The organism is Maritalea porphyrae (assembly GCF_027213965.1).
GTDB lineage: Bacteria > Pseudomonadota > Alphaproteobacteria > Rhizobiales > Devosiaceae > Maritalea > Maritalea porphyrae_A.
The window spans coordinates 300,723-315,170 of record NZ_JAPWGX010000003.1; the positions used below are offsets into that span (position 1 = coordinate 300,723).

Genomic DNA, 14,448 nt, shown 5'->3' on the forward strand with positions numbered 1-14,448 from the left:
CTCGAAAACTATTGAAAATCGTTGACTTTAGGTCCCTAGGGCGGTACATCCGCGCCACTTGCTGAATCTATTGGTTTGGTCAAGGGCACCCGAGACTGTCGGTTTTCATGTTGGTCAAAGCAATTTGACCCGCCGGGAACGGTTGATGTGTTTTTCGCACAGTCTGTCAGGTTTGTTGAATCAAGAGTTTAACAAATCAAAGGAGGGCGCTGTCTTTAAAGAGAAAAATATAAAGGACAAGCGATGACAAAACGCCATTCGCAGAAATATAAAATTGACCGTCGCCTCGGCGAAAACATTTGGGGTCGTCCAAAGAGCCCAGTAAACCGTCGTGAATATGGCCCAGGTCAGCACGGTCAACGCCGTAAAGGCAAATTGTCAGATTTCGGTCTGCAGTTGCGTGCTAAGCAAAAGCTTAAAGGCTATTACGGCAATATGACTGAGAAGTCATTCAAACGCGTATACGGTGAAGCAACACGTCAACGTGGCGATACCGGCGAATTGTTGGTGGGTCTATTGGAGCGTCGTTTGGATGCTGTAGTATACCGCGCTAAATTCGTTACAACTGTGTTTGCTGCTCGTCAGTTCGTAAACCACGGCCACGTGCTTGTTAACGGCAAACGTGTCAACATTCCTTCATACCGTTTGAAGGTTGGTGATGTTGTTGAGGTTCGTGAGAAGTCAAAGCAGCTCGCATTTGTGTTGGAAGCAACACAATTGGCTGAGCGCGATGTGCCTGATTACTTGGACTACAGCCACGAGAAGCTGACTGTTTCAATGACACGTGTTCCAACTTTGTCGGATATTCCATATCCGGTTCAAATGGAACCAAACCTAGTTGTGGAATTCTACTCTCGTTAATCGAGACGACCACAGCACCAAGAATTCAAGGCCGCCCTTTGGGGCGGCCTTTTTTTGTTGCCCTATTGGCCAGCAACTAGACTGGCATGGCTTTTTCGAATTTGCGCAAGCGTTGATAGACAGACATCAAGCGGATGATTTGAGTCCAAGAGTTGGCCAAGTATCTAAATGAATCTTCAACCTTGCTGAATGCATTGAACACTTGTTGAAGCAGGCCAAATGTAATGGCGCCGCTTACAATTGACGGGCCCAAGGCAATCAAAGGAATGAAGAGTGAACCTTGCAAGTACACGTACCTTGCTACGTTGAAGTACATGTAGTGAAAATAAAGGCGGAAATAGTTTTTGCGAACTTCGCCAAAAAGGTTGGTAATTTCAAGAGGTTGTGCGCGAGCAGGGTCGTCCTCTCCATATACCAGTTCTTTGCGGTAAGCGGCCTCAACTTTTTGGTTGTTAAACTCAAGACCGGGCAATCGAATGCCCACAATTGCTAAAAGCACTGTACCAAATGCTGCTGAAACCAAAGCGACCCAAACAAGGGATGCGCTCACCTCACCGATAAGGGGCAGTTCAGTCACTTGCTGGGATAATGTCCATAAGATTGGCAAGAAAACAGCAAGAGTCATTAGCGATCCGACCAAATCGGCACCAAGATCTTCAACGCTTGTGGCGAAACGCATCGTGTCTTCTTGAATTCGTTGAGATGCCCCTTCCACTTCGCGCACACTCTGCCAGTGGTCCATGTAGTAGAAATTCATAGCAGTGCGCCAACGAAAAATGTAGTGCCCCGTGTAGAAGGCAACCAAAACCGCAACAGCGATATTGGGTAGCAGGATCAAAACTACGGGGACAAGATCGCCATAGAATTTTTCGATTGAGACAGAGCCCGGTTCAGAAAGTGCTTGTTGGATTTGGTTGTAAAAGCTGCCGTACCAATCATTCAAATAAGCACCAACTTGAACTTGAGCATAAATGATAATGAAAATAGATGCCGATCCGACCACGGACCACCAATACCACTTGTTGCGCCCAATAAAGAACCAAGGGATGCAAAAACCGTAGGTTGCCATCAGTATGTATTGATAGAGCCATACTTTCTGGTTGTCTAAAAATGGAGCAGGATCGTCGCCCGGGTTTGGTGTGAGCACGGGGTCAAGGCTTAGAACACCCTGAAGTTGACTGCCGAAAGTGAACCATAATGTTACACAAATGGTGGTCCAAATCACGGCCGCGCCAAAAAAGACCTTTGGCATTGGAAAAAACGATCGAAACACAAGATACCTCCCTCAAGATATGTTCCCTGAGTGGCATCCTTCCTACATATTCAACTACACGCAAGCAAATATGTGAATCCATTAATATGTTAAGGGAAATACTGGGCTTTTTTTGTAACTAAATGGGCAGTTTGCTCAAAAGTGAGGTATTTGTTTCCAGTTTTTTCACTCTATTTGCATAAGACTTTTGTTATTAACCGTATTGTAGCGACGCCTATGCGCATACTGGAGGGCAACAATGGGAACTAGTCCCATTGATCGTGGTAGGGATTATTGATGCGAATTGGATTTGACGATCTTATGGACCGGATACCTGGTCCCCCGACGAAAAAGTGGCCCGACGGTGTTTGGTTCGCTCGGGCATTCGCGAGCGATACGCTATCAGTCCAGCTTTATACACCAAAAAGCGGGATGTATCCCGTGCCACCGGGCGTTCACATCATTTATATCGTTATGCGAGGCCGTTCTCACCTAAAAGTGGGCAACAACAAACACGATATGCAACCCGGAGACGTTGTGCCAATTGGTGTTGATGTGGTGCACGAATTTGAGAATTTTACGCGCGACTTCGCAACATATGTGATTTTTTGGCGTTCGCTAGAAGACCTGCGCAATATGAAGCTTAAAGAACAACAACAGCGAAACGTTGCCTAGCAGGCGCCAACTAGCGCTTTCCAAACCCCATCAAACACAGTATCGCTGCACCCAACACTAGATTGGGCGAGAAACGTGTCAGACATTCAATCCACAACGAACAGCGAAACGAGCCAATTGTTTGCCACCATGCCGACCGGCGTGGAGTTCAAAAAATTGCGAAAACGGCTTTTGCGTCAAACAAGTGAAGCCTTGGGCCGGTTTGGAATGGTGCAACCAGGCGCGCGCTGGTTGGTCGCACTGTCAGGCGGCAAGGACTCCTATGGTTTGCTGGCGATTTTGCTGGATTTGAAGGCGCGGGATCAATTGCCTGTTGAGTTGATTGCCTGCAATCTGGATCAAGGACAGCCTGGTTTCCCAAAGGATGTGCTGCCCACCTATCTCAAGTCACTTGGTGTTCAACACCACATTGAATATCGAGATACATATTCGATCGTAAAAGAAAAAGTGCCTGAAGGTGCGACCTACTGCGGGCTCTGTTCTCGATTGCGTCGTGCAAATCTTTATCGCATTGCGCGCGAGAAGGGATGCACGTCGGTTGTATTGGGACATCACCGAGACGATATTCTTGAGACGTTTTTGATGAACATGTTCCATGGCGGTCGATTGGCGGCAATGCCACCAAAGCTTTTGAATGACGAGGGTGATTTGACCCTGCTACGGCCACTGAGCTTTTGCGCGGAAGAAGACTTGCAAAGGTTTTCGGATGCGATGCAGTTTCCGATTATTCCATGCAATCTGTGTGGGTCACAAGATGGCTTGCAACGGGTGATGATGAAGAAGATGTTGGCGGATATGGAAAAGGCAGACCCTGGTCGCAAAGAGCGGATGATGTCAGCGATTGCTAACATCAATCCGTCTCATATGCTTGATCACAATCTCTTCAATTTCGCGAGCTTGCAGCCTGCAGATCAATAGTTACTGAGCAGGTGCGGCTGCGCGAAATCGATCGGAGCGTTTTTCGCTAATTGGAATGTGCAATGCAGTTGCTGCCAGCCCAAGCAGAATGCCCAAGTACCAAACAAGGTCATATGATCCAGTGCGATCAAACACAACACCACCGAGCCATACGCCAAAAAATGAACCCACTTGGTGGGACAAGAAGGCAAATCCGTAAAACATACCCATGTATTTGGGACCAAAAAATCCAGAAACCAATGCTGCGGTTGGCGGTACTGTTGCAAGCCACAAAAGGCCAGTAAATGCAGCGAACAAGTAAGTCGATACTTCGCTTACTGGGATCAGCAGAAACAGCCCGGTGACAACGACGCGTGACAAATAGATTGAAGCGAGCAACAATTGCTTTGGAACTTTGCCACCCAAATAACCTGCTGCAAGTGAGCCAACGATATTGAACAGCCCAATCAATGCAAGTGCCCAGCTGCCTACATCTGGTGAAAGTCCACATTGAACCAAATATGCTGGCATATGCACGGTAACGAAGGCCAAATGGAAACCGCAAACGAAGAAACCTGCAACCAAAAGATTATACGAACGGTGTTTGAAAGCGCGGCTTAGGGTTTCAAGTACGGGCAGATCTTCTGTGTCTTCTGCAGTGTGATTAGTTTTGCCTTTGAGCGCATAGGATAAAGGTAAGATCAACAGAAGGGCTGCAGCGAAATAAACCAAGGTCGTTTGCCAGCCGAATGAATTGATAAATTGTTGGCCAATGGGCGCAAATACAAATTGCCCGGCAGATGAAGCAGCGGTTGCAATGCCAAATACAAAACTACGTTTCTCTGCTGGAACGGCACGACCAAAGGCCGCCATAACCACAGCAAACGACGCAGTTCCAATGCCGATGCCCGCAAGAACACCACCACCAAGATAAAGACTTGCCTCGGTGCCCCCTGTTGCCATGAGCAATAGACCCGCCGCATAAATGATTGCACCAACTGAAAGGGTTTTTGCGGTGCCGTAGCGATCTGCCATACCGCCAGCGATAGGCTGCATTAGCCCCCAAACTAGGTTTTGGACTGCCAGTGCGAGGCCATAAACCTCGCGGCCCCAGCCAAATTCTGCGGTGACCGGCAACGTGAACAGGCCAAACGTCGAGCGTACGCCAAACGACGTCATAGCTATAATGCAGCCGGCAATGATTAGAATTGGCAGCGCCGCAGCGGTCGCTGATTTTGCATTGGTCATTTTTTCGCCCTATCGAAGTTCACACCAGAGCTTGCGCCAATTGGATGTGTTCAACAAATCAAATAATTGAATTGCCCTATCACCAAATCATATGGGGTCGTTGTGGGCTTGGAATAAAGTGCCATTTTCGGCAATCAATACCAAAACAACACTGATGGAACCAAATATCAAATAGCCGAGCGCGATTGGCAGTACTGTTCCATCGTAAGATTGGCCAACTAGCGTGCCCAATACAGCGCCACCTGCGGTTTGCATAAAGCCAAAAACTGAGGCCGCTGTGCCTGCGACACGGCCCAATGGTTCCATGGCCAATGAGTTGAAATTGGTGCCTGTGAGACCAAACAAAAACATAATGGGTGCTTGCAAGGCAATGAATAGCCAAAGGGGCAGTGCATCGAAATAGGCAAGGATTGACCAAACGGCACTTAAGGCTACAAAACCAAGCAGCGCGCTGTGTGACAGTAGTCGCATCCCAAATCGGCCAACATATCGCGAGTTGACAAACGAAGCGCTGGCCATCACCAGTGCGATAAATCCAAATGCCACCGGGAAGAGCGCGCCTAAACCATAGAGTTCGCCGTAGATTTGTTGCGACGCTGCAAGGAACCCGAATAGTGCACCAATTTTTACCATGTTGGCGAGGCCATACATGAGCGCTGAACGGTTGGTGAAGACAATTCGAAACCCATCAATGACAACATCGGGTCTATAGGGTCGACGATTTTCGGGTTTTAGCGTTTCTGGAAGACGGATCGTAACCCAAACCAATGCGATAAGTGCAATAACTGCCATTGCGATATAGATCCACTGCCAAGGGCCAATCAGAATAATCAATTGACCAAAGGCTGGAGCGAGAACAGGCATCACCATAAAGACCATCATGATCAATGACATGACTTCGGCCATTGCACGGCCCGCAAAACTGTCTCTTACCATTGAAAGCGCGACAACTCGGGTGGCTCCGGCACCGACGCCTTGGATTACCCGCATGGTGACCATGGCGGTGAAACTCTCGGTCATCGATCCCAAGAGCGCGGCAATGATGTATATTGTGACGCCAATGAAGAATGTTTTGCGCCGGCCAATCGCATCGCAAAGGGGCCCAAAAAACAATTGGCTGATGCCAAAACCTATCAAGAAACTGGTGATCACATATTGACGATGGTTTTCGCTCACGACCGCGATTGCATCACCAATGTCTGGCAGTGCGGGCAGCATGATATCGATGGCTAAAGCGTTCAGCGCCATCACAAGGGCGGCCAGCGCGATAAACTCATAACGATTATCAGTAATGTTCAGTTTTTCGATCTTCATTCGAGCTCCAGTGGACAAGCGATGCAGCCGCAATTTCTTGGGGTCGCTGGACCAAACTTTCGGGTCTTGTGGTGGGTGCTGGGCGTCGAAAAGGCGCGGCGAGCAACTTAGGTGTCTGTAAATAATGTCAGGTGAAAACTGACTTGGCAATAGGTTTGACCAATTTCGCCAATTGGTTTGACACATATGTGCGATGGGAGTAGCGGTTGGATGCCCACCAAAACCAAAACTCACCAGGATATGTATGCTAGCCGCTTTTGAGAATATTTTGCCCGTCTTCGCAATCGTGATGCTCGGGTTTGGATTGCGAAAAAGCAATTTCGTGACGGCTGACAAATGGCAAATCGTGGATGAGCTTTGTTTTTGGGTGCTTTTCCCAGCTTTGCTCGTCAGCACATTGGTCAAAGCGGATTTTAGCCAGATTGAGCTAGGCGCTGTTACTGCGGTCATGTTGCTAATGGTGGTAATCACCACAGCGCTGGTATTGGCGATTTATCCAGTTTTACGCAGGGTTTGGAAAATTGGGAAACCGCAATATACCACTGTTTTTCAAACGGTTTCGCGCTATCACGGGTTTATTGCCCTCGCCATTGTTTTGGAATTGTTTGGTCCTGAAGGAAGCACAGCTATCGCGCTTTCTTTTGCGGTGATGGTGCCGCTAATTCAATTCGTCAACATTGTGGTGTTGGTCAGTTTCTCTGAAACGATCAAGTTTAGCTTTGCAAATGTTGCGTTGGGGGTGGTGAAAAATCCTATCTTTTTAGGCGCGATGCTGGGGCTTGTGCTTAATTTCGGCCATGTGCCCATTTGGAAGCCTGTGTTGACGTTCATGGACTTGTTGGCCAGCGCTGCACTTGGGTTGAGCCTATTGGCGCTGGGGGCGGGGCTAAGCCTTAAGGCTGCGTTGAACCCTTCGCGAGAAATGTGGGTTGGCGTTTTGGGGCGTCTATTGATGATACCAACCCTAATGGGCGTTTTGTGCTGGATATTTGGTGTATCGGGAATGACAGCGCAAGTGTTGCTGATTTTCGCCGCCGTGCCAGCGGCCGCAAACGGATACGTGCTGGCCAAAAAGATGGGTGGTGATGCTGAACTCTATGCTTCGACGCTGACTGTGCAGACTGTGTTTTCTTTTATAACGGTGCCGATTGTGATTTGGGTCGGGGCAAACTTTTTTGCTTAAACAGGTTTTGACAAAGGCCGAAACGCAGGCCGAGCCAGCAACATGAAGCCTGCGGCACCCACGCCGCAATACAAAAACCCCAATGTTAGAGGCAAAATTGTTCCATCAAAAAAATAACCAATTGCAGCGCCGACCGCAGCGCCACCTGTTGTGCGGATAAAACCAATAACTGACGAAGCAGTGCCCGCAACGCTGCCAAGAGGTTGCATAGCGCTAGAGAATTGGTTGACGCCCGCAAAACCAAAACACAGCATAATGGGCTGGTGCACCGCGACAAATAGCCAAAGTGGCAATGTTTCAATTTGCCATGCCAATAAACTCCAAATCAGCGCACAAATGATGAAGCCGATGGTTGCGACGAATGCGATTTGATCCGCTCTGAAGTGATTGAGTAATCTTGAGTTCACAAAAGAAGCGATGGCAAGGTTAGTTGCTGTTAGCGCAATCATGAGCGGGTAGAGTGGTCCAAGCTCATATATGTCGATATAGACAAGGGGCGATATGCCCAAAAATCCAAATAACGTGCCGAGTAGAAGCATATTTGCAAAGGTCATGGCCATGGCTTGTCTAGTGGTGAAAACCAAAGCGAAACTCGAAATAATCGACTTAAAGGATAGTGGTTTTTTGTGCTGTGTCGAAAGAGTTTCGGGTAGGCGAAAGCAAACCCAAACCAGCATGACGATTGCCATGACTGCCATGAAGAGAAACGTAGAATGCCAAGTGGTGAGCATTATAATGACTTGGCCAAAGCTTGGAGCGATAATGGGCATGGCCATAAAAACCATCATGACCAAGGACATTATTTGCGCCATGGTTCGGCCCTCGTAACTGTCGCGAACGATAGCATTGGCCACAACACGCGATGCGCCTGCGCCCAGCCCCTGAATAAACCGAAGTAGCAGCAAGTAGGTGAAGTCTGGTGACAAAGGTGCAAGTGCAACTGAAATCAAGAACAGTGTGGTGCCGATGAAAACTACGGGTTTTCTGCCAATTGAGTCTGACAAGGGGCCATAGATCAACAAAGAGAAGCCAAACCCAGCCAAATAAAGCGTGAGCACAAGCTGCAAGTCGTTCTCGCTTGTGGCGCCCAGGTCATTGGCAATGATGGGCAAAGCAGGCAACATGATGTCTACGGCAATAGAATTCAGCGCCATCATTAAAGCGATGAGAAGAATGAATTCAATTTTGTTTTTGTGGGGATCTAGGAGCATTGGGCAATAGCTTTAAGGAATGTATGCCCGCAGGATGAACGGTGGGCTTGATAAACACAAGCCCACCATCTTCAAAACCGCCTAGTTCGATTTCGGCATGTCGCCATTCAGCACGTAGGCAAGAATTTGCACCGCTTGCTGAGGTGTCTCAATGACTGCAAGGGCCGCCGCATCAACTTCTTTGAGTGCATGCTGGTGGTCTTCGCCGTGCATTACGACCAGTGGAGTGCCAACAGCCGCGGCGAAGCCAGCGTCAAATGCTGCGTTCCACTGTTTGTATTTTTCGCCAAAGCGCACAATCACCAAGTCCGCTTCTTCGATCAGTGTGCGGGTCCGGATGGCGTTGAGTTTTGCGCCTTTATGGTCGTGCCAAAACTTTTTGTCTTCCGCGCCCATAATGGCCACGCCGCAATCATCACTGTCAGCGTGGTTGGTATTGGGCGACGAAAAAGAGACGTTGAGACCAGCCGCCTGTGCGCCAGCTTCAATTTCTTCACGCCAATTGGAATGAATTTCGCCGGAAAGGTAGACTGTCCAATGACGCGTCATCAATTAGCTCGCTTCTTTAACGGTGATGCCGTTCGAGGTGAGGTGGGACTGTAATTCGCCAGCTTGGAACATTTCGCGGATAATATCGCAACCGCCAACAAATTCGCCTTTGACATATAGCTGAGGAATGGTTGGCCAATTTGTGTAGGCTTTGATGCCGTCGCGCAGTTCGTCGCTTTCGAGTACATTGGCAGATGCATATTCAACGCCAAGGTAGTTCAAGATTTGCACAACTTGGCCAGAAAAACCGCACTGTGGAAAATCTGGTGAGCCTTTCATGAACAAGAACACATCATTTTTCTTCACGTTGTCTTCGATGAATGCGTTGATATCGCTCATAATTTTGTCCTTTGGAAATCGTTAGTTTGGCCAAGCGAAAGCCACCCTTCGCCTGCAAATGTGAAAGTGGTTGTCCACTATTTAGAATATCGACGCTCAATTGTCGAGAATAGTGATTTCACCTTTTGCTGATCTTGTTTGCAATTGCTCAATGAAGGCGTCGATTGATTGTGGTGAATAGTCCAACAGTGTGCCAATTTTTCGTTCGCGTTTGATTGAGACGCCGGGCTCCTGCTGCGAGAGTTGTTCGACAATCAGCTCAATCAATTTATGCATTCGTGGTTCTTCGCCCGGAAGATAGTAGAAAGCGGGTTCTGGCCAAGGCGTGGTTGCTGGCATGTGATCTTTTGCGGCCTCATAGAAGTTTCGCGTATAGTCGTGCCAGACATACCGAACAAGCTCGCCATCGTCGACATGTTTGGCGAAAGCATCAACCGGTTCCATTTCGTTGAACCAAGCGACGCGCTTTTTGCCGTCGAGCATAAGCTGAAGTTCACGACCTTCATGGGGACCAATCTCGTCGGAATATTCGATTGGCTCCGATTCCATGTCAAAGGCAGTAAGTTTAGCGCCGCCGCGAGTATCATGGGTGACCTCTTTGACCGTTTTGAAGCCAAATTGTTCGTAGAAGCCAACCGCAGGTGCGCTGGAGTCAACGATCAGTTTTTCCGGCCGATTTTGCGTAATATTGGCAATTGCGCGTAAGGCTAGTTTATAACCAATGCCCCGGCCCTGGTGATCAGGATCGACATAAAGGCCGCATACTTCATTGCCCTTGAACCCACAAAAGGCGAGGGGTTTGTCGTTTTCGTCAACAGCGATGATAAACTGCTCGCCGTTTTTTGCGCTCTTTGCGTAGCCTTCGCCAGTTAGGCCATGTGCCCAGCTTTCGCGCTGTGCCTGAGTATAGAACTCATCACTGGTTGCAAGAATTGCGCGACGGTGGAGCTCGGCCATGGCCGGGCCGTCTTCTTCATCCCACGAGCGGATAATGACGCCGTTGTCCCATGGGTTCATGATGTGCTTCATTTCAGCTGCTCTTTGATCCAAGGGTGATTGAAGAAGTCATCTTCGGTCAAGAACATTGCGCCGTCCCAACCATGAATGTTAGCCGCATCGACATTCTTTTGCCCATCGTCAAAAAACAATGGTGCTTGCGATTGGGGGCCGATTGCTTGATCAACTTGTTCAAAGAACTCTGCATCCGGCTTGGCGAATCCAAGTCTAGCTGCATAAAACATGTCGTCGAAAATATGATTCAGGCGCAGTTCTTTCCAAAGGTGGAATGCGCGCAAATGCTCTTGATTGGTGGCCAAATAGACTTTGGCTGCACCAGTGCGCTGCAAGCGTTTGATGCCGTCCAGCAGTTGCAAGTTTAGTGGCGTGTCGTTTTCAAACCAATAGGTGAGGAAATCCAGTGTATTGATTTTGGCACCGATGGTGGGCAAAAACGTGTCGAGTGCATCCACAATTGAACGGCGACCCCGGACAATTTCACCAAAATCCTTGCGGAAGAATTGATTGAAAGTGTCGCGATCAATACCGAAGTCCATTTCCATATGCGCGCTCCAATTTCGGCAACGGGCAGGATCTGGGTGAAACATCGAGTGGATGAGAACGCCATCCACATCAAATAGGACGGCACGCACCGGAAATTACTCCGGTGCGTTTGTTTTAAGGGCGAGCGCATGCAGCGAGCCATCGTCTAGGACAGACTTAAGTGCCGCATTGACCATTTGGTGTTGTTGCACACGGGTTTTGCCTTTGAATGCTTCAGCTACCACTGTTGCTGTATAGTGGTGACCATCGTCCGTTTCTGCATGCACTTTTGCATCTGGAATTGCGGTTAGGATCAAGCGTTCGATTTCTGCGGTGCCAATAGACATATAAGTGCCAATTCTTTTTTGGTTGGGCGAAGCGGCTATTCGGCCGCTTCCGCTGCCATATAGTTAGGGAACCAGCTTTCATTCGCCGCACGCATATCAGTTACTTTCAAGCTTATCGCATCGCCAAGTTGAAGTGTTTCACCACCAACAGTACCCAGTTTGGCAATGGAAACACTTTGCTCAGACGCGCGCGCCAGAATTGAGTCGATATTAGCAGAATTTGCCGTAATGCAATAGCGGGCTTGGTCTTCTCCAAACAAGTTTTGTAGATCAGTCGCCACGCCGACTTTAGCACCAATATCACCAGCAATTGCCATTTCCGCCAGTGCAACGGCCAAGCCGCCATCTGACAGGTCATGAGATGCAGTGAGCAATTCATCGTCGATCAAGCCGCGAACGAACGCGCCATTTTTGGCCTCTTCTTCCAAATCGACGGTTGGCGCATCGCCTTCGATGCGATCAAGGCAATCGCGCAAGAATGCGGACTGGCCCAGATGTGTGCCTTTTTTGCCAACCAAAAGAATCACATCGCCTTCGTTCTTGAAGCTTTGAGTCATCATTTTTGACCAATCAGCCATCAGACCCACGCCGCCAATAGCGGGGGTGGGCAAAATGCCAATGCCGTTGGTTTCATTGTAAAGTGACACGTTGCCAGAAACGATTGGGAAGTCGAGCGCACGACATGCATCGCCAATGCCAAGAATGGATTGGGCGAATTGTTCCATGATTTCAGGCTTCTCAGGATTGCCGAAATTAAGGTTGTCGGTGGAAGCCAAAGGTAGAGCCCCAACTGCTGATAGGTTGCGCCAGCATTCCGCAACGGCTTGCTTGCCGCCTTCGCGAGGGTTGGCTTCGCAATAGCGAGGGGTTACGTCGACTGAAAAGGCGAGGGCCTTTTTGCCGTCAGCGCCTTCAACGCGCACAACACCTGCGTCACCGCCGGGCAGTTGCACCGAATTACCTTGGATTAGTGTGTCATATTGTTCCCAAACCCAGCGACGTGACGCGCCATTTGCATTGCCGATTAGGGTCATCAATGCTTTGGTTGGGTCAAAGTCAGCAGGAATATCACCTAGCGCAGGAGGCGCAGGGTATTCAGAACGAGGGCGATCATACTCTGGCGCTTCATCGCCGAGATCCTTAATTGGCAGGTTCGCGACTTCAATGCCGTTATGAATGCAACGGAAGCGCAAGTCAGCTGTGGTCTTACCCACGATAGCGAAGTCCAATTCCCATTTCTTAAAGACCGCTTGGGCTTCTTCTTCTTTGTTTGGGTCGAGTACCATCAACATGCGCTCTTGGCTTTCTGACAGCATCATTTCGTATGGTGTCATGTGCTCTTCGCGTACTGGCACGTCATTGAGGTTCAATTCAACGCCCAAATTGCCTTGTGCGCCCATTTCAACCGCTGAACAAGTAAGACCTGCTGCGCCCATATCTTGAATGGCAATAACAGCGCCTGTGGCCATGAGTTCAAGGCAAGCTTCAAGCAAGCACTTTTCGGTGAAAGGATCTCCTACTTGAACGGTAGGGCGTTTCTCGTCGATGTCATCGCCAAACTCGGCAGATGCCATTGTTGCGCCGCCAACGCCATCACGTCCAGTTTTCGCGCCTAAATATACGATGGGCAAGCCAACACCTTTGGCTGCACACAAGAAGATCTTATCAGTATCCAACAGGCCAGCCGCAAATGCGTTTACAAGGATGTTGCCGTTGTAGCGCGCGTCGAATTCAACTTCACCGCCAACCGTTGGGACGCCAAATGAGTTGCCGTATCCACCAACACCTTCAACAACGCCTGAAACAAGGTGACGTGTTTTTTCGTGTTCTGGTGCACCAAACCGCAAAGCATTCATTGCAGCGATTGGTCGCGCTCCCATAGTGAAAACGTCGCGCAAAATGCCGCCAACGCCCGTCGCTGCACCTTGGTAAGGCTCGATGAAAGAAGGGTGGTTGTGGCTTTCCATTTTGAACACCACAGCTTGGCCATCACCAATGTCGACTACGCCAGCGTTTTCACCCGGCCCGTGGATCACCCGCTCGCCTTTTGTGGGCAATGTTTTAAGCCAAAGTTTGGATGACTTATACGAGCAATGCTCGTTCCACATGGCTGAGAATATGCCCAACTCAGTATAAGTTGGTTCACGGCCAATCAGTTCGAGAATTTTGGCATATTCCTCGTCGTTAATGCCGTGCGATGCAATCAGTTCTTTGGTGATTTCGATGTCTTGGTTCTTCAACATTTACGCCACCGCTTTCACAAGGCTTTCAAAGATCATGCGGCCTTGGATGCCGCCGTGCGCTTTTTCGATCAGGTTTTCAGGGTGAGGCATCATGCCCAGCACGTTGCCGCGTTTGTTTAAGATGCCAGCAATATTGTCGATGGAGCCATTCGGGTTTGCGGCCAAATCAGTGTTGCCGTTTTGGTCGCAATAGCGGAATGCAATCCGGTCATTGTCTTGCAGGTCTTTAAGACCATCTGGATCGATGGTGTAATTGCCATCATGGTGGGCGATCGGGCAAGGCACAACGGGGGAGTTGGCGTATTCGCTTGTGAAGGCGCTGGTTGTGTTTTCTGCTTTAAGATGAATCGTTTTGCACAAAAACTTCAAGTCACGATTGCGCATAAGAGCGCCGGGCAAGAGCCCCGCTTCCGTGAGGATTTGGAAGCCGTTGCACACACCCAGTGTTAGGCCGCCAGCGTCGGCATGTTTTTTAACCGCAGCAAGGGCGGGTGAGCGCGCAGCAATTGCCCCGGCGCGCAAATAATCTCCATATGAGAAACCGCCCGGAATAACAACGAGGTCAACCTTTGGTAATTCCGCATCACCATGCCAAATTGCGTGTGGTTTATGACCGGTAATTTTCTCTAATGCGGTTAGCATATCCCGGTCACGATTTAGACCGGGGAAAAGAATCACAGCTGATTTCATGTTCAGTCCCCATTGGGTGTTGAGTGCTGGATCGAAGTCTTAGCGACAAGTTTGGTGGCCATCGTGTCTGGGCCACGGATATTTGCCTTTCTTTGACGGA

General features: G+C 49.2%; 15 protein-coding genes. 4 read left to right on the forward strand and 11 right to left on the reverse strand.

The genetic code is table 11. The annotated features are described in order from the left end of the window. Positions 1-243: 243 nt before the first annotated feature. Positions 244-861, forward strand: a complete 618-nt coding sequence (gene rpsD / locus O4H47_RS10265) for a 30S ribosomal protein S4 (protein WP_269393891.1) — start codon at positions 244-246, stop codon at positions 859-861. A gap of 76 nt (positions 862-937) precedes the next feature. Here rpsD and sbmA read toward each other — a convergent pair whose 3' ends face one another. Beyond that, entirely contained in the window at positions 938-2,134 is a 1,197-nt protein-coding gene (sbmA, locus tag O4H47_RS10270; RefSeq protein ID WP_269393892.1) for a peptide antibiotic transporter SbmA, read from the reverse strand. Between the two features lie 276 nt (positions 2,135-2,410). Between sbmA and O4H47_RS10275 the strand changes: the two genes are divergently transcribed. Both O4H47_RS10275 and ttcA read left to right on the forward strand, forming a co-directional pair. Continuing rightward, the gene (locus tag O4H47_RS10275; protein WP_269393893.1) at positions 2,411-2,788 is read left to right on the forward strand and encodes a hypothetical protein; all 378 of its coding nucleotides are present in this window, start codon (positions 2,411-2,413) and stop codon (positions 2,786-2,788) included. 84 nt (positions 2,789-2,872) lie between these two features. Beyond that, complete coding sequence (gene ttcA, locus O4H47_RS10280; RefSeq protein ID WP_419719625.1) at positions 2,873-3,706, forward strand: tRNA 2-thiocytidine(32) synthetase TtcA; 834 nt, start codon at positions 2,873-2,875, stop codon at positions 3,704-3,706. Here the strand turns inward: ttcA and O4H47_RS10285 are convergent, their stop codons facing one another. Both O4H47_RS10285 and O4H47_RS10290 read right to left on the reverse strand, forming a co-directional pair. After that, positions 3,707-4,933: an MFS transporter gene (locus O4H47_RS10285; protein WP_269393895.1), complete on the reverse strand. Its 1,227-nt coding sequence runs from the start codon at positions 4,931-4,933 to the stop codon at positions 3,707-3,709. 87 nt (positions 4,934-5,020) lie between these two features. Further along, on the reverse strand, positions 5,021-6,247 hold the full coding sequence (locus O4H47_RS10290) for a multidrug effflux MFS transporter (RefSeq protein ID WP_269393896.1): 1,227 nt from the start codon (positions 6,245-6,247) through the stop codon (positions 5,021-5,023). A gap of 244 nt (positions 6,248-6,491) precedes the next feature. On the opposite strand from O4H47_RS10290, the gene O4H47_RS10295 reads away from it, so the two are divergent. Next, a complete protein-coding gene (locus O4H47_RS10295; RefSeq protein ID WP_269393897.1) occupies positions 6,492-7,430 on the forward strand; it encodes an AEC family transporter in 939 nt (312 codons plus the stop codon). Here the strand turns inward: O4H47_RS10295 and O4H47_RS10300 are convergent. The 8 genes from O4H47_RS10300 to purQ form a co-directional block, all read right to left on the reverse strand. Continuing rightward, the gene (locus O4H47_RS10300; RefSeq protein ID WP_269393898.1) at positions 7,427-8,641 is read right to left on the reverse strand and encodes a multidrug effflux MFS transporter; all 1,215 of its coding nucleotides are present in this window, start codon (positions 8,639-8,641) and stop codon (positions 7,427-7,429) included. The two genes, O4H47_RS10295 and O4H47_RS10300, sit on opposite strands and share 4 nt — an antisense overlap. An 81-nt stretch (positions 8,642-8,722) precedes the next feature. Continuing rightward, on the reverse strand, positions 8,723-9,190 hold the full coding sequence (locus O4H47_RS10305) for a YtoQ family protein (protein WP_269393899.1): 468 nt from the start codon (positions 9,188-9,190) through the stop codon (positions 8,723-8,725). A gap of 3 nt (positions 9,191-9,193) precedes the next feature. Further along, complete coding sequence (gene grxD, locus O4H47_RS10310; RefSeq protein WP_269393900.1) at positions 9,194-9,529, reverse strand: Grx4 family monothiol glutaredoxin; 336 nt, start codon at positions 9,527-9,529, stop codon at positions 9,194-9,196. A gap of 96 nt (positions 9,530-9,625) precedes the next feature. Beyond that, entirely contained in the window at positions 9,626-10,558 is a 933-nt protein-coding gene (locus O4H47_RS10315) for a GNAT family N-acetyltransferase (RefSeq protein WP_269393901.1), read from the reverse strand. Beyond that, positions 10,555-11,178 carry an HAD-IA family hydrolase gene (locus O4H47_RS10320; RefSeq protein WP_269393902.1) on the reverse strand — a complete coding sequence of 208 codons (624 nt, stop codon included), beginning with the start codon at positions 11,176-11,178 and terminating at the stop codon, positions 10,555-10,557. Before O4H47_RS10320 ends, O4H47_RS10315 begins: the two co-directional genes overlap by 4 nt. 6 nt (positions 11,179-11,184) lie before the next feature. Beyond that, a complete protein-coding gene (locus O4H47_RS10325) occupies positions 11,185-11,415 on the reverse strand; it encodes a BolA family protein (RefSeq protein ID WP_269393903.1) in 231 nt (76 codons plus the stop codon). Between the two features lie 35 nt (positions 11,416-11,450). Next, on the reverse strand, positions 11,451-13,658 hold the full coding sequence (gene purL, locus O4H47_RS10330; protein ID WP_269393904.1) for a phosphoribosylformylglycinamidine synthase subunit PurL: 2,208 nt from the start codon (positions 13,656-13,658) through the stop codon (positions 11,451-11,453). After that, positions 13,659-14,348, reverse strand: coding sequence for a phosphoribosylformylglycinamidine synthase subunit PurQ (gene purQ / locus O4H47_RS10335; RefSeq protein ID WP_269393905.1), 690 nt, complete (start codon positions 14,346-14,348; stop codon positions 13,659-13,661). It abuts the gene before it with no gap. Positions 14,349-14,448: the final 100 nt, after the last annotated feature.

Coding starts and splice junctions, on each gene's coding strand:
- rpsD (WP_269393891.1), top strand. CDS start 244: ATGACAAAACGCCATTCGCAGAAATATAAAATTGACCGTCGCCTCGGC.
- O4H47_RS10275 (WP_269393893.1), top strand. CDS start 2,411: ATGCGAATTGGATTTGACGATCTTATGGACCGGATACCTGGTCCCCCG.
- O4H47_RS10285 (WP_269393895.1), bottom strand. CDS start 4,933: ATGACCAATGCAAAATCAGCGACCGCTGCGGCGCTGCCAATTCTAATC.
- O4H47_RS10290 (WP_269393896.1), bottom strand. CDS start 6,247: ATGAAGATCGAAAAACTGAACATTACTGATAATCGTTATGAGTTTATC.
- O4H47_RS10295 (WP_269393897.1), top strand. CDS start 6,492: ATGCTAGCCGCTTTTGAGAATATTTTGCCCGTCTTCGCAATCGTGATG.
- O4H47_RS10300 (WP_269393898.1), bottom strand. CDS start 8,641: ATGCTCCTAGATCCCCACAAAAACAAAATTGAATTCATTCTTCTCATC.
- O4H47_RS10305 (WP_269393899.1), bottom strand. CDS start 9,190: ATGACGCGTCATTGGACAGTCTACCTTTCCGGCGAAATTCATTCCAAT.
- grxD (WP_269393900.1), bottom strand. CDS start 9,529: ATGAGCGATATCAACGCATTCATCGAAGACAACGTGAAGAAAAATGAT.
- O4H47_RS10315 (WP_269393901.1), bottom strand. CDS start 10,558: ATGAAGCACATCATGAACCCATGGGACAACGGCGTCATTATCCGCTCG.
- O4H47_RS10325 (WP_269393903.1), bottom strand. CDS start 11,415: ATGTCTATTGGCACCGCAGAAATCGAACGCTTGATCCTAACCGCAATT.
- purL (WP_269393904.1), bottom strand. CDS start 13,658: ATGTTGAAGAACCAAGACATCGAAATCACCAAAGAACTGATTGCATCG.
- purQ (WP_269393905.1), bottom strand. CDS start 14,348: ATGAAATCAGCTGTGATTCTTTTCCCCGGTCTAAATCGTGACCGGGAT.